Raw genomic sequence first — 16,883 nt, forward strand, 5'->3', positions numbered from 1 at the left:
AATTAGCTGTAAGTGGTTGATTCGGCGGCGATTGGCGATACCTGCCCGCCGTCGCCGGTTTCCACTACACTATCCCCGGTTTGCCCTCGCCCCGCGTCGGCAGAATCCAACACGTCACCCATCTCCGTCTGGAGCGAATCCATGAGCAGCATCGAAGAACGCGTCAAGAAAATCGTCGTCGAACAACTCGGCGTGAAGGAAGAAGAAGTCACCACCAGTGCATCGTTCGTCGATGACCTGGGCGCCGACTCGCTGGACACCGTTGAACTGGTGATGGCGCTGGAAGAAGAGTTCGAATGCGAAATTCCGGACGAGGAAGCCGAGAAGATCACTTCGGTGCAGCAGGCCATCGATTACGTCAAGGCGCACGTCAAGGCGTAAGTCCCGCACCTGCAGCAAACCGTGTCGGGGCCGCGCATGCGGCCCCGCGCGTATCCGGCCCCCATGCGCCCGCGTAGGGCGCGGCCGCCAAGATCCATGAGGAATCCGATATGAGCCAGCGTCGTCGCGTCGTCATCACCGGCATGGGCCTGGTGTCCCCCCTGGGCAATGACATGGCCAGCAGCTGGGACGGCATCGTCAATGGGCGGTCGGGCCTGGGTCCGATCACCACCTTCGATACCGAGGGTTACAGCACGAAGATCGCGGGCGAGATCCGCGGTTTCGACCCCACCGCCTTCGTGCCGCCGAAGGACGTGAAGAAGATGGACTCGTTCATCCACTACGGACTGGCCGCGTCGCTGATGGCGATGGACGACTCCGGACTGGAAGTGACCGAAGCCAATGCCGAGCGCATCGGCGCCATCATCGGTGCAGGCATCGGCGGCATCCTCGGCATCGAGGAGACCGCGGTGAAGCTGCACGAAGGCGGCCCGCGCAAGATTTCCCCGTTCTACATCCCGAGCACCATCATCAACATGCTGCCGGGCCACCTGAGCATCATGAAGGGCCTGAAAGGGCCCGGCTATTCGGCGGTATCCGCCTGTGCCACCTCGAACCATTCGATCGGCATCGCCATGCGCAGCATCCAGTACGGCGACGCCGACGTGATGATCGCCGGCGGCGCTGAACGCGGCTCGTCGCCGACATCGGTGGGCGGGTTCTGCGCGATGAAGGCCATGTCCACCCGCAACGATGATCCTGCCCGGGCCTCGCGTCCGTGGGACAAGGATCGCGATGGCTTCGTGCTGGGCGACGGTGCCGGCATCCTCGTGTTGGAGGAGTACGAACACGCGAAGGCGCGTGGCGCACGTATCTACTGCGAGCTGGCCGGTTTCGGCGCATCGCAGGACGCCTACCACATGACCGCGCCCAGCGAGAACGGCGAGGGCCCATCACGCTGCATGCGGTCCGCACTGAAGGACGCCGGCCTGAATGCGGACCAGGTCGAGTACCTCAACGCGCACGGCACCTCCACGCCGCTGGGCGACCTGGCCGAAACGCTGGCGATGAAGCGCGCGCTGGGCGACCACGCGTACAAGATCATGGTCAGCTCCACCAAGTCGATGACCGGCCACCTGCTGGGCGCGGCCGGCGGCGCGGAAGCCATCTTCTCCGTGCTGGCCATCCACCACGGCATCATCCCGCCGACCATCAACCTGGACGAGCCGGGTGAAGGCTGCGATCTCGACTACGTGCCGCACACGGCGCGCGAGAAGAAGATCGACGTGGCGGTGTCGAATGGCTTCGGCTTCGGCGGCACCAACGGCACGCTGGTGTTCAAGCGGATCTGATCCTGTTCCGTCCTTCTCCCTCCGGGAGAAGGTGGCGCACAGCGCCGGATGAGGGTGCGGCGGAATCATCGACCCCTGCATCATTGCATCTTCTCCGCACCCTCTCCCCAACCCTTCTCCCGGCGGGAGAGGGGCCAGGAACGACATGATCGAGACCCGCGCGCTTCCCCCAGACACCGACCTGCTGGCCCTGCATCGCCAGGATCCGCAGCGCTATCCCGTGCTGCTGGAATCCGTCGCGTCCGGCACCGCGCAGGGACGCTGGGATTTCCTGCTGGTGGCCGATGGCACGGGGCTTCGCCTGGGGGCCGACGGCGTGACCCGCGACCTTCGAGGCAACGCGGAAGCCGGCGATTTCCTCGCCGTGCTCGATCGCCGCTGGCAGGCGCAGCGCATTCCCCGTGAAGAACCACGCTGGCCGTTCCGTGGTGGCTGGGCGTTGTTGCTGGCATATGAGTTGGCCCAGCAGGTGGAGCCCGTTCTGCAGCTGCCCCAGGCGCCGGCGACGCAGCCGATCGCGCTCGCCCTGCGCTGTCCTGCCGCCGTGCTGCGCGACCGCAGTACCGGTGATTGCGTGGTGGTGGCCGAAGCGGGGCAGGGAGGACTGATCGCCCGCACGGTGGACGACGTCGCGGTCACGGCGCGACAGCAAGCGCTACCTGCTTGGGTACCTCCCGCGCGCATCGACGAAGACGCGCCGCGCCGCTTCACCGACGGCGTGGACCGCATTCTCGACTACCTGCGTGCGGGCGACATCTTCCAGGTCAACCTGTCGCGGGCCTGGCGCGCGCATTTCGATACGCCGCTCGACCCCGCCACGCTGTACGCGCGGCTGCGCACCGCCAATCCCGCGCCGTTCGCCGGCCTGTTCAGCACGCCGGAATGGACCGTGGTGAGCTCATCCCCCGAACGCCTGGTGTCGGTGCGTGGCGACGTGGTCGAAACCCGGCCCATCGCCGGCACGCGTCCGCGCTTCGAAGGCGATGACGATGCCGCACGCATCCGCGAACTGGTGGGCCATCCGAAGGAGCGCGCCGAGCACGTCATGCTCATCGACCTGGAACGCAACGACCTGGGCCGCGTGTGCATGCCCGGCAGCGTGCAGGTGGACGAGCTGATGACGGTGGAAAGCTATGCCCACGTGCACCACATCGTCAGCAACGTGCGCGGCCACCTGCGTGCCGATGCCACGCCCGGTGATGTCATCCGAGCCACCTTTCCCGGCGGCACCATCACCGGCTGCCCCAAGGTGCGCTGCATGCAGATCATCGCCGAACTCGAACAGACGCCGCGCGGTGCCTACACCGGCGCGTTCGGCTGGCTGAACCGCGATGGCGATCTCGACCTGAACATCCTGATCCGCAGCGCCGAGATCGTGGCCGACGGGCAGGGCAGCGTGGCCCGCTTCCGCACCGGCGCCGGCATCGTCGCCGACTCGATTCCGGACAGGGAACTGGATGAAACCCGCGCCAAGGCCCGAGGCGTACTGAAGGCGCTGGAAGGCTGATTGCTGTTGCCTTCTCCCCATATATGGGGAGAAGGGGGGCACCGCTGCGGCTGATCAGGGCACGCCTACAGCCTGAGACGGCGACCGGGTATCCTGCACGGCCTGCTTCAAGCACCGAGGACTACGTGGCGTCAGCTCTCAAGCGCGGTTGCCGCTTCATCGTCATCATCTTCCTCCTGTTGCTGGCCCTGGCGGCCGGCGCGGCGTTCTGGCTGTGGCAGGGCCACCGCGGGTTCGCCGATACCGCCATCGGTGGCGTCAGCGCGGAGGCCACCGTGGAGGTCGCCAGTGGCGATGCCTTTCCCACCGTGCTGCGCAAACTGCGCGGGCAGGGCGTCTCGCATGGCAGCGACCTGCAATGGCGGCTGCTGGCCCGCGAGACCAATACCGCCAGCCAGCTGAAGGTCGGCGAGTACGCGCTGTCCCCGGAACTCACCCCGCGCGAGCTGCTGCAACGCATGCGCGAGGGCCGCACGCTGCAGTACCGCTTCACCCTCGTCGAGGGCTGGAACATCCGCCAGGTGCGCGCCGCGCTGCGCAACGCCACGCCCCTGCAGCAGAAGACCGCGCAGATGAGCGATGCCGAACTGATGGCCGCGCTGGGTCATCCCGGGCAGCACCCCGAAGGCCGCTTCCTGCCCGAAACCTATGTCTACACGCGCAGCGAATCCGACCTCGACGTGCTCAAGCGTGCCCATACCGCGATGGAGAAAGCCGTGGCTGCCGCGTGGGAAGGCCGTGCCAACGGCATCCCGCTGCAGTCGGCCGAGGAGGCGTTGATCCTCGCCTCCATCATCGAGAAGGAAACCGGCATCGCCGAAGAACGTCCGGCCATCGCCGGCGTGTTCGCGCGCCGTCTGAAGATCGGCATGCCGCTGCAGACCGATCCCACCGTCATCTACGGCATCGGCAGCAGCTATGACGGCAACATCCGCCGCCGTGACCTGACCACCGACACGCCGTACAACACGTATACCCGCAAGGGCCTGACGCCCACCCCCATCGCCATGCCGGGCGTGGACGCGCTGAAGGCGGCGGTGAATCCCGCCGATGGCGACGCGCTGTACTTCGTCGCGGTCGGCGACGGCAGCGGGCGACACATCTTCTCCGCCACCCTGGCCGAACACAACGCCGCCGTGGCGCGCTACCTGGTGACGCGCCGCGAGACGCTGCGCAAGGCGGCAGCCCCGTGAGCGAAGCCGTGCTGTCGCAGCCACGCCTGATCACGCTCGAGGGCGGCGAGGGTGCCGGCAAGACCAGTGCGATCGCGGCCATCCGCGACCGTCTGCAGGCCGCCGGCCACGACGTCGTGCAGACGCGCGAACCCGGCGGCACACCGCTGGCCGAGCGCATCCGCGAGTTGCTGCTCAATCCGCAGGACGAGGCACTGGCGGCGGAAACCGAATTGCTCCTGATGTTCGCCGCGCGCGCGCAGCATGTGCGCGATGTCGTGCGTCCGGCGTTGCGGCGTGGCGCATTCGTCGTCAGTGATCGCTTCACCGATTCCAGTTATGCCTACCAGGGCGCGGGACGCGGATTGGACCCCGAGTGGATCGCCGCGCTGGAGCGTCGTGCGGTGGGCCTGAAGCCCGGCCTGACGCTGCTGCTGGACCTGGACGTGCGCGAAGGCCGCGCACGTACGGCGGGGCGCGACCTGTGGCCGGACCGCATCGAGAGCGAGCAGGACGATTTCTTCGAACGCGTGCGTGCAGGCTTCCGCGCGCGTGCCGCTGCCGAGCCGCAACGCTTCCGGGTGATCGATGCCGCGCAGCCGCCGGCCGGAGTGGGTGCCGCCGTCGATGACGCCATCGGCGCCTACCTGCGCACCCTGACGGACAGCGACCTGGCATGAGCACCGTGTTCTCGCCCTGGCAGCAGCGCGCCTATGACCACGCCGTCGCGGCGCTGGACGCCGGTCGTCTCGGCCACGGGCTGCTGGTCTGCGGTCCCGCCGGGCTGGGCAAGCGGGCGGTGCTGGATCGGCTGGCCCGCCGCGTGCTGGCGCAGCAGCGCGACGCGCACGGCGAACCCGCCCCCGGCGACCGCAGCACGCGCCTGATCGACGCAGGCACGCACCCCGACCTGCAGGTCATCTCGTTCGTCGCCACCAAGGATGGCAGCAAGCTGCGCACCGAGATCGTGATCGACCAGATCCGCGAGGTGTCGCAGAAACTGGCGCTGACGCCGCAGTACGGCGGCGCACAGGTGGCCCTGATCGACCCGGCCGACGCGATCAACCGTTCAGCCTGCAACGCGTTGTTGAAGACGCTGGAAGAGCCCGCACCGGGACGCTACCTGTGGCTGGTCAGTGCGCAGCCCGCGCGTTTGCCGGCGACCATCCGCAGCCGTTGCCAGCGCATCGAGTTCCGCCTGCCACCGCGTGAAGAAGCCCTGGCCTGGCTGCAGGCACAGGGCCACGCGGCGGCCGAGGCCGCGCGTGCGCTGGATGCAGCGCGTGGCCATCCCGGCCTGGCGGACGACTGGTTGCGCCACGACGGGCTGGCCTTGCGCGAGGCGGTAGCCCGCGACCTGCAGCGGCTGGAGAAAGGCGAGATCGGCGTGGTGGAAACCGCGCAGCGCTGGGCCAACGATGAACTGGCCGATGCGCGGCTGCGGCACGCGGCCGACCTCGCGCTGGAGCAGGCCGGCACCGTCGGCTTGACCGATCCGGCCCGATTGAACAAGCTGGCCACCTGGTTCGATGCCGCCAACCGCACCCGCGATCTGTTGCGGACCACGGTACGCGGCGATCTGGCCATGGTGGAACTGCTGCTGGCCTGGGCCGGCAGCGACCGCGGTCGCACTGTCGGTGCGCGGCGCGGATGACCGACACGCACGGAGACGGGGAATGAATGCAGCAGGTGGACGGCAGGGCATCCTGTCGCTGGCAGTGAAAGACAAGGCCGCGCTGTACAACGCCTACATGCCGTTCGTGAAAGGCGGCGGCATCTTCGTGCCCACGCCGAAACGCTACTTCCTCGGCGACGAGGTCTTCCTGCTGCTTACCCTGCCCGAATCCAGCGACCGCCTGCCGGTGGCCGGCAAGGTGGTATGGGTGACGCCCATCGGCGCGCAGGGCAACCGCGCTGCCGGCATCGGCGTGCAGTTCGCCGAGACCAGTGAAGGCGAAGCCATCAAGAACCGCATCGAAACGATGCTGGCGGGCAGCCTCGGCGGCGAGAAGCCCACCCACACGATGTAAGCCGGACCGGGCGGCACGCTCGAACACGGCCAGGGGCTTCCCGGTTGCAGGGCGCCATGCCCCATCCCCTCAGGAAGCGCCGCGCTGCACGCGGCGGAGATAGCGGATCGTGGCGGTCTCCCACTGCCGCGCACCACTCGCGCCCAGGGCGGCGCGCTGCAGGCGGCCGTCTTCCCACCCGCTGAACACGCGCGGGTCCACGTAGTTCTTCTCGCAGATGCGCGGCGTATTGCCCAGCAGGTCGGCGGCGCCGCGCAGCACGGCCAGTCGCACCTGCGCGCGGGCCGACGCATCCTCCTTCGCCGGCGCTGGCAGTGCCGCCAGGGCGCGGAAGGCGAACAGCGTGGCGCCCAGCGTGCGGAAATCCTTCGCGGTATACGGGCCATGCAGGTGCGTCTGCAGGTAGTCGTTGACGTCGCCCGAGGTGATGCGCTGCACGCGGCCATGCTCGCGATACTGGAACAGCGCCTGCCCGGGCAGTTGCCGGCACTGGCGCACCAGCCGCACCAGGCGCGCATCGCTGACACGGGATGCCAGCGCCTTGCCGCCCTTGCCACGGAAGGCAAAGCGTACTTCGCCCCCGGCGATGAAGTGCGCGTGCACGTTGCGCAGGGTGGTGAGGCCGTACGAACCGTTCTCCTTCGCGTAGCTCGCGTTGCCCACCCGCAGCAGGGTATGGCCAAGCAGGGCGACGACCAGCGCCACCACTTTTTCGCGAGGGAAGCCCGGCAGGGCGAGATCGGCACGCACCTGTCGGCGCAGGCGCGGCAGGGCTTCGGCGAATGCGATCAACCGGTCGTACTTGCGCGCCCCGCGCTCGGCCTGCCACGCGCGGTGGTAGCGGTACTGCTTGCGTCCGCGCGCATCGCGACCGGTGGCCTGCAGGTGGCCGCGCGCATCGGCGCAGATCCACACATCGGTGTACGCGGGGGGAATGGCGAGCTGGTGGATGCGCGCCAGCGTGGCGGGATCGCGGACCGCGCGGCCGCGCGCATCCAGGTACGTGAAGCCACGCCCACGGCGGCGCCTGCGCAGGCCGGGCATCGCATCCGTGGTGTAGTGCAGGCCGCCCATCGCGCCTCAGAAGTCGTCGACGTACTCGAGCACCAGGCCGTACTGCGCGGCGACATCATCGGCAGCGTCGCGCACGGCATCGGCGTGCGAAGAACCTGCTTCGACCTCCAATGCATGCACGTCGCTGCCGCCGATGTCGTCGGTGAGGCCGGCGGAACTGGAGTCGTCGTCGTCCATGTGCGGCATCAGGTCCGCCAGCTCCTCGACGCGTTCCACGCCGTCCAGTCCGTGCAACGCCGTCACCAGCGCATCGAAGCCGGTGCGCGGACCGGTGGCCCGCAGTCTGATCATGGTCATGGTGTTCCTTTGCGCCATGCGCCTTCGTGGTTCGCCCGACCATAGGGCGGCTCCGGTCACGCCTTCGTGAAGTCATCCGGATGTCGGTGGAACGGCGTTCAGCACGTCCTTCTCGCGACAGGGCAACGGCAGGTCTCATGCCCGCTGCACGATGACTGCGGACGGACCACGCTCTCCTTCTCGCCGCGCGGCGGGGAGACGGTGGCCGAAGGCCGGATGAGGGGCGCGTGCAGTCCCTCCGCAACGTCTTCACGCCGCGCTACCATCCGCTCCGGGGATGTCGGAGTCCCGCAGGGAGCAGGGAATGAAGGAATCACGCGCAAGCCAGCCGTCGCGCTCATGGGCCGTGCTGTTGTCGATGTTGGTGGTGTGCGCGCCGTTGCTGGCGCAGGCGCAGGCGTTGTCCGGCCTCCGGGTATTGCCGCATGAAGGTCCGGACTATGCGTTCTCGGGGTGGCAGAGCGAAGGTGCGGTGCCGGCGAAGTTGACGGTGCCGCTGGAGCTGGGCGACGAGGTATACGGCGCGACATTGCAGGTGCAGCCGGCGAAGGCGGGCGAAACGTACCGGGTGCGCGTGCAGTACGAAACCAGCCTGGGCCTGAGTGCGGAAGGCCCGCACCTGGATCTCACGGACTGGAAGCACTGTGTATCGGACTGGGAGGCGGCGGACGCGCTCGATGCGGTGTCGTTCGTGTTGCCGACGCCGTCAGCGGAACAGCACGCGTGTTTCCCCACGTACACGCGTGCGGAACTGGATCAGGCGGTGCGTGCGTACGCGGTGGCGCAGGGCGATCCGGCGATGGCCGATGACTGGATTCCCCGCATCGGGGAAGGAGACGCGCTGGGCACGGTGGTGCCGTTCGTGGCGATCAGTGCGGTGCGCGTGAGGGTGGAAGTGCTGCGGAAGGGGAAATGGGTCGAGGTGACGACGGTGGGGTTTTTGCCGCCGATGGGTTGTTAAGGACTGTAAATTTTTTCAATTGGTGCGATATGAACAGTACTGTCTATCCTGAAAGGCCTGGAAGAAGAATTGAATCGATTGATTTCCCGAGCACTGTTAGCGACGAAGATTTTAGTAATTGTCGATTGGAGTGGTGTAGGGGAAAGAAGGTTAGATTTGTAAACTGCAAATTTTCTTCTGCGCTGATAAAGAATTGCTACTTTCATCGCGCAGAATTTATTGGCTGCGATTTCACGGGTTGTACCATCTCAGAGTCAAACTTGCGTGGGGCGCGCTTCAGTCAATGTGACTTCAAGTATTCATTCATAAAATCATCTCCTGTTGAGGCGCGTCAGCTTCTTGAAAATCTCCCGCATTGGGAGAATGCACGACGAGAATTTCTTCGTTATCTAAGGAAGAACGCCGAGTCTTTAGGGGACGTTGAAGATGCTAGGGCCTTTCTTCAAAAGGAGATGGATGCAAGCTCTGAGCATTGGAGAAGTGCACAGCTGCAAGTTCAGCCCTACTACCGTCAGCACTATCCTGGATGGAAGGGGAAAATTTCGTCATCCTTTAAGCGGGCAGGAATCTTTGTTGGTAAGCATTTCTGGGGGCACGGAGATTCGCCATTCAGGTTGATAGTCTGGATAGTTATCTGGTTGCTATTCTCGTCCGCAGTAATATCTTTTTTCTACAAATCAGACTTCAAATCTTCGGTTGAGTTTGTGTCGTCAGTGATGATGGGATATCAGAGGTCGTCGACACATATTTACCCATGGTGGATAAGTTTCGTCATTGCTTTTAGCAGGTTTCTATTCTTGGGCTTGCTTGCAGCAGTTCTTGTGCGGAGATATGCGAGGCGATGATCCGGGAAGATGTTGAGGTGGCCATCTTTGGCTCAGTTGCTCGTGGTGAGAATGATGCTAAGAGTGACCTTGATGTAATCGCGGTGGTTAATAATGCATCGGGAATAAGTAAGGAAGCTTTAAGGTCTGAAATACAGTCATTCTTCAATGAGAGAATTGGTTTGTCGATCTATGGGAGGAGGAGGATTGAAGCGATGTGGGAGGATGGGTCGCCGTTTGCGTGGCACTTGTATAGCCAAGCCCGGCCTATCAAAGGTTTTAGAAGTGACTTTCTTACTGATTTTGGCGCCCCAAGTTCTTATGAAAATGAGCGTGCTGATTGTCTAATGATGCGTGATATCGCTACCTCTTCAGAGGCTAGGTTGTCAGGGCGCGTGCTGGGCTGTGAGTGCTACGAGGCGGGACTTTTGTATGTGGCAGCAAGAAACGTAGGAATGTTTTCATCTCTTAGGATTTCCGGCGAGTTCAACTTTTCACGTATGGCGCCTTATGCGCTGCCTGGGAAGTTCTCACTGCCATTGGATTCTGGTGTTTACAAATCTCTTATTGAAGCTAGGCATGCCAGTAATAGAGGGTACTCAATTCCCGATCTGAACGGGCGGGTGCTCGCTGAGTGCGCGAAGACAATATGTCACTGGATTGATAACATCTTAAAAGGTGGATAATAGTGGAATCAAGATTTCCGATGAGAGTGGCGCTGGAGCGGCGTGCTCTTGATATTATTAACAGCAGTGTTGGCGTCGGTCGTCCTATACCTGGATTCTCATATGTCGCTATCGACTCGTGGATCGATAGCATTGCAAGCCAGTTTGGCGATGACTTCATCTCGATTCTAAGAGATGTTTTGTATGAAGTCGCCGAGGCTTCCAGAAGTGAGGCTGATATCAGTGATGAAGTTTTTGTGGATATCGATCAGGAGGCTGCAGAGTCCACCTTTCAGCTTTTGACTAGTGTTTTGGAGAAAGCGGAAAGGCTATGAGTGTCTTGCGGGTTTCGGAGAGGGCGGTGCCGGCGATTTTTGATGCGATAAGTCGAGCTTAGTCAACAAGGCCCAACATCACGATGCTGGAAAGCCCGCGCCGTTGGGCTTCACTAAGTTCACCCCAACCTATACCGGGCTGCTGGTGCACAATGCGGCACCTTTATTGGATCTGGAAACATCATGGACATCGAAGCCCTTCTGGGTGCCGCGCTGCGCGAGGCGGGTTATGGGCAGGACACAATCGGCTCAGCGATGCCGAGGATCCTGCGCATCCTCGAGGCCGAGGACGTACGCATCGAGATGGGGCGCGACCTGTCGCGCAAAGAGCGCGAGTACGTGCGCCTCCAGCTCGAACTGGGACTGAGCGTGCGGGAAGTCGTTGCCGGCTTGAAGAATAGGTGAGCGAAAGCCCGTAGGATGGGTTGAGCCGAAGGCGATACCCATCGCGTGCAGGGATCGACAACAGCGCGTTGTGACGGCGACAGAAGCAGCGCAACGCAAACTTCAGTCTCTGCCATGCCGTCGTATCGATGGGTATCGCCTCGGCTCAACCCATCCTACGCGCTGGCCCAATCCCGTTGTGAGCCTCCATGCAGAGATATTCACGCACAACAGATGTCATTGCCGCCTTCGGGATCGGCGCCGCCATCCTTGCGGTGACCGCCGTTGCGGGAGATCCGATCTATGCGGGCGTCTGGTACTACGTCCTCGCCTGGGCGGGCCTGATAGGCGCGGTGCAGATTGCGCGCGTGCCGCCCCTGTTTTCTGCCGGTGCATCGTCGGCGTTGGGCGTGTCTGTCCTCCTTTACTGGGCATGGCAAGCCTCCCTGCCGCAGCCGGAAGGACTCCTTGGGCTCGGCCACCTGTTCTCTCTGCCTGGCTTGGCCGTGACTGCGATCATGGCTGCCGTCGTCATCCGGCGCCGCCAGCTACGTCCGGCCTCCGCCTTCGGTATCGGCTTTCTTGCCTGCTGCGTCGGGTTTGGCATCGCGCAGATCGCGGTGTGCCGCACGATGATGTACTGCGGCGCGCTGTCGGGCAGCCTGGGGTGAGCTTGTAGGATGGGTTGAGCCAAAGGCGATACCCATCGATACGACGGCATGGCAGAGCCTGAAGTCTCCACTGCGTTGTTCGTGTAGCCGTCGCCGTCACAACTCGCTGTTGTGGATCCCTGCACGCGATGGGTATCGCCTTCGGCTCAACCCATCCTACGCGCGCGCTTCCATCGTAAGGGGTACCATCAATTCGGCCGGTCGCCCGGCGCATGGCGTACGACGCCGGCCTCGCTGTGATCCGTTTTCCCCGCTGCATTGGAAGGCGGCATCTGCCCGAACTCCTCCTCCGTCATCGCCGAGAGTTGTATCCGGAGATCGTTCTCCACCTCGACTCTCCGCCGGTCGACCAGGGTCTGCAGCGCATCCAGAAGCTCGGAAAAATCCATGGCCTCAAGACGGCCCAGGGAGAACATCGGGACCCGTTCGCAGCCGATACGGAGGTAGCCGTCGCGATCACGCACGGCCTTTGCGGCGTAGGTGTGGTCGACGCCGCCAGGGTGGGAAACCAGCGTGTCGCGTAGCCTCCTGAAGTGGCGGTGGCGCACCTGCAGCAGTTCCGCGAGGCTGCCGACGACCTCGGCGGCACCCCAGGGCGCGACGCCCTTGCCGAAGCAACGGCCATAACGGACCAGGGCCGCCGTCCACCACGCCTCGACATCGCCGTTTGGCGCTGCATCCAGTATCCGATCCACGTACATGGCCGCCGCGACCAGGTCGTCCGCAATACCACTCAGTATCTCCAGCCGACGCGCCTGATTGCCGTCCAACCGTCTGGCTTCCGACATTCCTTGCTCCTGACCCACCGTTACAAGCGGATGACCTTACGCTTGCTATCACGGTCAAAGGATGAAATTCGGGCAACCGCACATCGGAGAATTTCAGGTAAACGCATCTACCTGCATGATCGCGGGCAACGCGCAGGATGGGGTGGGCAGAACGCGGCCATCAACGGCGCAGCTTGTTGACCCATCGGATGAAGAAAACCACGACGGCAGCTTGCAATGACGACAAGAAACCGGATGAATCATCGACATTCCGCAGTGCCGGACCCGCTCCGCAGGTCCACCAACGACAGACGACAGGCCACAGATGAAGACCCCAGCCGCTGCCGTGTTGCTTCTCCTCATGTGCTCTTCGGCCACAGCAACGGAAAAGACCGAGCACAAGGAGTGGGAATGGCACGGCCCCGGTGAGGCGGGTGCGTGGTTGCAGACAGAGAAGCGCGGAAGCACGGTCAGCTTCCGCCTCGAATTGAACCGGGGGGAACCGTCGTACAACATCGGCGTGGCATCCGGGCAGTTCACCCTGGAAAACCATCTGGGTATCTACCAGTCCTACGCACTCCCGGGGTGCGCGTTGGCCTTCGCGTTCGTCGGTGATGAGGTGGAGATCAAGCAGGTCGGCGCCGGCTCCGATTGCGGCTTCGGCTTCGGCGTGATGGCGAACCATCTCCTCACGCTCAAGCAGACGGAGTGAGCGGCACGGTGGGCCGAGTCGGGTGTCCCTTCGTTCGTGACGATCGACGGCAGGTGGCGGGTGGGGTGCGGTTCGGTGGGCGCGAGCCCGCCCTGTGGGTGCGCCCGTGGTATGGCGGAGGCGGACGTTCGCTTTCCCGAATCCGCAGGCTAGCCCCGGAGACTCGTCGGCAACCATCGCATTCCCACGGCTGACATGCGCCCGCCTTGCGCGCGACGCCGAAACACATGCGTGCGAGTGTCGGAGGGTCGCGGTGCAAGCCTCCAGGACTCGGCCGCAAGGTCCGGAGACTCGGCCGCACGTGTCGAAGAACCGCGCGTCTCACATCGAGCGTCGTCGGCGAGGTTCGGAGGCTTGAAGCGGCAAGCCTTCCCGCCTTGCTCGCAAGCTTCAAGTACTTGCTGGCGACTCCCGGCAGCTTGCGCGCGAGTCCTGGCGGGCGAAGCCTCGCATTCAGGGGCTTGCCGGCAAGTCTCCGAACCTTGCCGTGACATGTTTCCCATTAGCGCGTGACGTATGCGCCGCCCGCGTGCCGCGCGCTACGCTGCGGATGCCGGCCTGTGAGGCCGGCATCCCATGACATGGAATCAAGGAACGACAATGAGTCAGAACCGCATCGCACTGAACTACCCGCAAGCCTCGCTCGACGCTATCGACGCCGCCCTCGGTGTGCTGGACGCCGAGTTCGCCAACCTGATCGGCCTGTCCATCGACGAACGCCGCCAGCTCAACAAGATGGGCGACAAGTCCGAAGCCTTCTGCCGTCAGGCTGTCGTGGTCTTCACCGAAAATAGCGGTGTCCTGCCGCGCAACTTCGACCTGGACGGCTACGTGGCGGACCTGGCGGCCCTCGACGCCCTGCGCCCGCGCCTGGCCCGCGTGCGGCGCCTGTTCGAACGCATGAGCGACAGCGAGATGGCACTGGGCAGCGACCTGATGTCCGGTTCGCTGGAAGGTTATGCCGTGCTGAAAGTCTCCGGGAAGGGCGAGGGGCTGGAAGGCCTGCGCGAGATCCTGTCCAACCGCTTCAGCCGCAAGCCACGGCCCGGCACCCCCGAGCCGGGAAGCAGCGGCGGCAACGGCTGACGCCCCGCACCCCAACCGCTTATTCGTAGCAAATGCCCCAAGAATAGCTAGCTAGCTCTTGAGTGAACTTAATCTTTACAAATCAATATCTTGACTCTACGGGCTACCCAGCCTGGATCAGGCTAGAACTGTCACAGCTACGGCCATCCAAGTCAGAGACTAGTCCGGAAGACTGACTAGGATCGAGTAGAGGCCGCCACACGCACTTGGGGGTAACCTGACACCCACCATGACAGGGTCCACCCGAGGCCGCTCAAAGCGGACTGCCTATTCAGCCAGGCCGTTGACAAGGAGGGGGGGTAGCTGGCCAAATACGGCGGGCAGACTCGACAAGGCAGAACTTTGATGGAAGGCGTGGCAACCAGGGCCTATGTGCTCGATCACGCCTTCCAGCCTGCCCGGAGTCCGTCTCTAGGCTCTGATGAGGTTCGGGTCCCGGACGCCCTAGCTCTATCCGAGGACATCGCCGCAGCCTGGCGCAACTGCCGGCAAGCGGTCGCATCTGGTGACAAGGCTGCCATCAGAGAGCTGCATCTAAGCGCGAAGGCGGCTGACAAGTCAGTCAACTACGAAATCTTGCGGTTAGACTTGAGACGCCTCAGGTCATATTTTCCGCAAGCCGCGAAGATCGAGCCGCACAGGATCGAACCGATTCTCGTACCGGTCCGCCCACGCAGTCGAGAAGAGCATCTTTTCAAGATCATGCGTGGTTACTGGTCTATGCCCTATTCAAAGGGGTATGGTCGTCGCCTCCGCTTCCTGGTCATGGATGCGTTCCATGAAGCGGTGATAGGAATCATTGGCCTGCAGTCTCCTTCTGCCGATCTTGCGTGCCGCGACGAGTACTTTCGCGTGTCAAAGGAAAAGAAGCTTGCTGTTGTCAACAACACGCTCGATGCCTACACCGTGGGCGCATCTCCGACTTACGCTCCCTTGCTCGCGGGTAAGCTGGTTGCGGGCTTTCTGCATTCCAACGTAATTCGACAGGAATACTGGCGCTCCTACGGTGGCCGGCGAACAACCCAGCTGAACCAGCGAATTCCGCAGCCGCTACTCGCAATTACTACCGCAAGTGCTTTTGGCCGGAGTTCTATCTACAACCGCCTCAGGCAAGGAAACAAAGTGCTGGCTAAGCCTCTTGGTTACACCAAAGGCTTCGGCACTCTCCATCTTGAAGAACTCTATCCTCGTATCGCTGACTGGCTTAAGGCGCATGAACGTCACGTTCCAGCGGGCTTCGGGAATGGACCGAAAGTGCGCTGGCAGAACATCATGCGAGCCCTCATAGATCTTGGCTTGTCACGAGAGCATTTAGAGCACGGGTTGCGTCGCGAAGTCTTTATATTTGAACTAGTGCATAACCTAACCGCAGTCTGCCAGTCCGACGCGACTCCAGAGGTGACTAGTTTCGATGACCGTGAATGGGGCAACTACTGGAAAGAGCGTTGGTGTATACCTCGTGCAGCACGTGATGCCGACTGGCAAGAGTTCGACGCGAAGAGCGCACTGTTACAGGCGCTACTGCAGTGAATCTACCGTTTCGAGTCATTTTTCAAGCCCAACACTATCCCCAACATTGCCAACACAAATACAAGTGTCGGCAGTAGCATTCCTTTGAGGGTAATGCCGCCGCTCTCGGGAATCTTTAGAACCGCCGCAGCCGCTGCAAGAGAAACAAGTCCGGCCGCAATCCATGGCATCCATCGACCTACCTTCAGCGGAAAGTCGTAGCGTGCGATGACTAAATCCTCGCGCTGTGCAGCAGGCGTCATACCTTTTCTGATGGGTTGAGCTTGATCCGCTTTCGGATCTTTCTCTTGAAACAGTACAGTTCTAATCGACAAGTGACCGCCTACTCGCCTGAACAGTGCGGTCGTGGTTATCGTGATTGCACGGACGTCCCTGCGAGAATCAATTCTAACCCTTCGACTACTCTCAAAATTGCATGCTGCTTGAGAAAGCTCGAAACGAATCTCACCAAGCGGATCTTTCAGTGCATTCTGATCCGGCGATGTGAGTGTGTGCACTTCGAACTTGAGTCGATGGCCAGCCTCGACATCAATTCTCCCTGAGTTCTCAAGACGCTTTGCTACAGAGGGCCCCAAGTTTGATACATAGAACAAGAATGGCACAGCACCACGCCTGTTCTCTCCCTGATCGGCAGTACCTATTGCATCAACCTCGAAAAATGCATCGGCTGCTCTCTCCCAGGTAGCAATCTTTGATGACGTAAGAATTGTTCCGGGAACGAAGTCTATCCTCTGAAGATAAGTCGGACTTGCGCCTTTCTGGTACTCAAATGTTGCTGGAAGTTCGTGAACTTTTGACTGCAACTCCATCAAGAAGCTGCCGGCTATGCCTCGTTCATTGACAAAGTCACCTACCGCCATGTCGATAACTAGTAGCGAGCCTTCACACCTTACAGAGACTATCCTCCCCTCTCGGAAAGGGGCAACACGACTAGTTCCATCGATTCGAGTTGCGCAAAGAGCAATTAGCACGCGCTCACCATTAGTCGCGGGAAGTGAGCGGCTATTGATCTCATCCCAGAGTTGCCTAGATACATAAGGCCTGCGATACCTCAACCTCAAGTGAGCGCCGCGGGGTAGGCCTGCCGCGTGAATGGCATCTTCGACAAATCGCCGGTGACCGAGCGTCGTCAGGC

Annotated in this window: 19 protein-coding genes; 15 read left to right on the forward strand and 4 right to left on the reverse strand. The window is 62.6% G+C overall.

The genetic code is table 11. From position 1 onward, the window contains the following. Positions 1-141: 141 nt before the first annotated feature. The 7 genes from acpP (at position 142) to IB223_RS06410 (ending at position 6,442) form a co-directional block, all read left to right on the forward strand. Positions 142-381, forward strand: a complete 240-nt coding sequence (gene acpP, locus IB223_RS06380) for an acyl carrier protein (protein ID WP_014161144.1) — start codon at positions 142-144, stop codon at positions 379-381. Positions 382-491: 110 nt separating this feature from the next. After that, positions 492-1,733, forward strand: a complete 1,242-nt coding sequence (gene fabF / locus IB223_RS06385) for a beta-ketoacyl-ACP synthase II (RefSeq protein WP_192200771.1) — start codon at positions 492-494, stop codon at positions 1,731-1,733. Positions 1,734-1,878: 145 nt separating this feature from the next. After that, positions 1,879-3,240 (forward strand): aminodeoxychorismate synthase component I, encoded by a 1,362-nt coding sequence (locus tag IB223_RS06390; protein ID WP_192200772.1) that lies wholly within the window; start codon positions 1,879-1,881, stop codon positions 3,238-3,240. A 125-nt stretch (positions 3,241-3,365) separates the two neighbouring features. Further along, positions 3,366-4,433, forward strand: coding sequence for an endolytic transglycosylase MltG (gene mltG / locus IB223_RS06395; RefSeq protein WP_343227146.1), 1,068 nt, complete (start codon positions 3,366-3,368; stop codon positions 4,431-4,433). Next, complete coding sequence (gene tmk / locus IB223_RS06400) at positions 4,430-5,092, forward strand: dTMP kinase (protein ID WP_192200774.1); 663 nt, start codon at positions 4,430-4,432, stop codon at positions 5,090-5,092. Before mltG ends, tmk begins: the two co-directional genes overlap by 4 nt. Then, positions 5,089-6,066, forward strand: coding sequence for a DNA polymerase III subunit delta' (locus tag IB223_RS06405; RefSeq protein ID WP_192200775.1), 978 nt, complete (start codon positions 5,089-5,091; stop codon positions 6,064-6,066). The genes tmk and IB223_RS06405 overlap by 4 nt, the downstream gene beginning before the upstream one ends. A 22-nt stretch (positions 6,067-6,088) precedes the next feature. Continuing rightward, on the forward strand, positions 6,089-6,442 hold the full coding sequence (locus IB223_RS06410; RefSeq protein WP_192200776.1) for a PilZ domain-containing protein: 354 nt from the start codon (positions 6,089-6,091) through the stop codon (positions 6,440-6,442). Positions 6,443-6,511: 69 nt separating this feature from the next. Here the strand turns inward: IB223_RS06410 and IB223_RS06415 are convergent, their stop codons facing one another. Next, on the reverse strand, positions 6,512-7,516 hold the full coding sequence (locus IB223_RS06415; RefSeq protein ID WP_192200777.1) for a DNA topoisomerase IB: 1,005 nt from the start codon (positions 7,514-7,516) through the stop codon (positions 6,512-6,514). 6 nt (positions 7,517-7,522) lie between these two features. Next, complete coding sequence (locus IB223_RS06420; RefSeq protein ID WP_192200778.1) at positions 7,523-7,813, reverse strand: hypothetical protein; 291 nt, start codon at positions 7,811-7,813, stop codon at positions 7,523-7,525. Positions 7,814-8,117: 304 nt separating this feature from the next. On the opposite strand from IB223_RS06420, the gene IB223_RS06425 reads away from it, so the two are divergent. From IB223_RS06425 to IB223_RS06450, 5 genes are all read left to right on the forward strand, one after another. Next, positions 8,118-8,774: a hypothetical protein gene (locus IB223_RS06425; RefSeq protein WP_192200779.1), complete on the forward strand. Its 657-nt coding sequence runs from the start codon at positions 8,118-8,120 to the stop codon at positions 8,772-8,774. An 829-nt stretch (positions 8,775-9,603) separates the two neighbouring features. After that, the gene (locus IB223_RS06435) at positions 9,604-10,284 is read left to right on the forward strand and encodes a nucleotidyltransferase domain-containing protein (RefSeq protein ID WP_343227172.1); all 681 of its coding nucleotides are present in this window, start codon (positions 9,604-9,606) and stop codon (positions 10,282-10,284) included. Between the two features lie 20 nt (positions 10,285-10,304). Then, entirely contained in the window at positions 10,305-10,598 is a 294-nt protein-coding gene (locus IB223_RS06440) for a hypothetical protein (protein WP_192200782.1), read from the forward strand. A 183-nt stretch (positions 10,599-10,781) separates the two neighbouring features. Further along, on the forward strand, positions 10,782-11,003 hold the full coding sequence (locus IB223_RS06445; protein ID WP_192200783.1) for a polyprenyl synthetase: 222 nt from the start codon (positions 10,782-10,784) through the stop codon (positions 11,001-11,003). A gap of 188 nt (positions 11,004-11,191) precedes the next feature. Beyond that, the gene (locus tag IB223_RS06450) at positions 11,192-11,653 is read left to right on the forward strand and encodes a hypothetical protein (RefSeq protein ID WP_192200784.1); all 462 of its coding nucleotides are present in this window, start codon (positions 11,192-11,194) and stop codon (positions 11,651-11,653) included. A gap of 188 nt (positions 11,654-11,841) precedes the next feature. Here the strand turns inward: IB223_RS06450 and IB223_RS06455 are convergent, their stop codons facing one another. Beyond that, positions 11,842-12,441: a hypothetical protein gene (locus IB223_RS06455; protein WP_192200785.1), complete on the reverse strand. Its 600-nt coding sequence runs from the start codon at positions 12,439-12,441 to the stop codon at positions 11,842-11,844. Between the two features lie 304 nt (positions 12,442-12,745). On the opposite strand from IB223_RS06455, the gene IB223_RS06460 reads away from it, so the two are divergent. The 3 genes from IB223_RS06460 (at position 12,746) to IB223_RS06470 (ending at position 15,748) form a co-directional block, all read left to right on the forward strand. After that, positions 12,746-13,132 (forward strand): hypothetical protein, encoded by a 387-nt coding sequence (locus IB223_RS06460; RefSeq protein WP_192200786.1) that lies wholly within the window; start codon positions 12,746-12,748, stop codon positions 13,130-13,132. A 600-nt stretch (positions 13,133-13,732) separates the two neighbouring features. Further along, positions 13,733-14,218: a hypothetical protein gene (locus IB223_RS06465; protein WP_192200787.1), complete on the forward strand. Its 486-nt coding sequence runs from the start codon at positions 13,733-13,735 to the stop codon at positions 14,216-14,218. A gap of 345 nt (positions 14,219-14,563) precedes the next feature. Continuing rightward, entirely contained in the window at positions 14,564-15,748 is a 1,185-nt protein-coding gene (locus IB223_RS06470) for a Druantia anti-phage system protein DruA (protein ID WP_192200788.1), read from the forward strand. Between the two features lie 2 nt (positions 15,749-15,750). Here the strand turns inward: IB223_RS06470 and IB223_RS06475 are convergent, their stop codons facing one another. Beyond that, the gene (locus IB223_RS06475; RefSeq protein WP_192200789.1) at positions 15,751-16,608 is read right to left on the reverse strand and encodes a hypothetical protein; all 858 of its coding nucleotides are present in this window, start codon (positions 16,606-16,608) and stop codon (positions 15,751-15,753) included. Positions 16,609-16,883 lie beyond the last annotated feature (275 nt).

Source organism: Pseudoxanthomonas sp. PXM03 (genome assembly GCF_014852005.1).
Lineage (GTDB): Bacteria > Pseudomonadota > Gammaproteobacteria > Xanthomonadales > Xanthomonadaceae > Pseudoxanthomonas_A.

Coding starts and splice junctions, on each gene's coding strand:
- acpP (WP_014161144.1), top strand. CDS start 142: ATGAGCAGCATCGAAGAACGCGTCAAGAAAATCGTCGTCGAACAACTC.
- IB223_RS06425 (WP_192200779.1), top strand. CDS start 8,118: ATGAAGGAATCACGCGCAAGCCAGCCGTCGCGCTCATGGGCCGTGCTG.
- IB223_RS06465 (WP_192200787.1), top strand. CDS start 13,733: ATGAGTCAGAACCGCATCGCACTGAACTACCCGCAAGCCTCGCTCGAC.
- IB223_RS06440 (WP_192200782.1), top strand. CDS start 10,305: ATGAGAGTGGCGCTGGAGCGGCGTGCTCTTGATATTATTAACAGCAGT.
- IB223_RS06420 (WP_192200778.1), bottom strand. CDS start 7,813: ATGACCATGATCAGACTGCGGGCCACCGGTCCGCGCACCGGCTTCGAT.
- IB223_RS06415 (WP_192200777.1), bottom strand. CDS start 7,516: ATGGGCGGCCTGCACTACACCACGGATGCGATGCCCGGCCTGCGCAGG.
- IB223_RS06455 (WP_192200785.1), bottom strand. CDS start 12,441: ATGTCGGAAGCCAGACGGTTGGACGGCAATCAGGCGCGTCGGCTGGAG.
- IB223_RS06475 (WP_192200789.1), bottom strand. CDS start 16,608: ATGGCGGTAGGTGACTTTGTCAATGAACGAGGCATAGCCGGCAGCTTC.
- IB223_RS06390 (WP_192200772.1), top strand. CDS start 1,879: ATGATCGAGACCCGCGCGCTTCCCCCAGACACCGACCTGCTGGCCCTG.
- fabF (WP_192200771.1), top strand. CDS start 492: ATGAGCCAGCGTCGTCGCGTCGTCATCACCGGCATGGGCCTGGTGTCC.
- IB223_RS06470 (WP_192200788.1), top strand. CDS start 14,564: ATGGAAGGCGTGGCAACCAGGGCCTATGTGCTCGATCACGCCTTCCAG.
- IB223_RS06405 (WP_192200775.1), top strand. CDS start 5,089: ATGAGCACCGTGTTCTCGCCCTGGCAGCAGCGCGCCTATGACCACGCC.
- IB223_RS06450 (WP_192200784.1), top strand. CDS start 11,192: ATGCAGAGATATTCACGCACAACAGATGTCATTGCCGCCTTCGGGATC.
- IB223_RS06460 (WP_192200786.1), top strand. CDS start 12,746: ATGAAGACCCCAGCCGCTGCCGTGTTGCTTCTCCTCATGTGCTCTTCG.
- IB223_RS06410 (WP_192200776.1), top strand. CDS start 6,089: ATGAATGCAGCAGGTGGACGGCAGGGCATCCTGTCGCTGGCAGTGAAA.
- IB223_RS06445 (WP_192200783.1), top strand. CDS start 10,782: ATGGACATCGAAGCCCTTCTGGGTGCCGCGCTGCGCGAGGCGGGTTAT.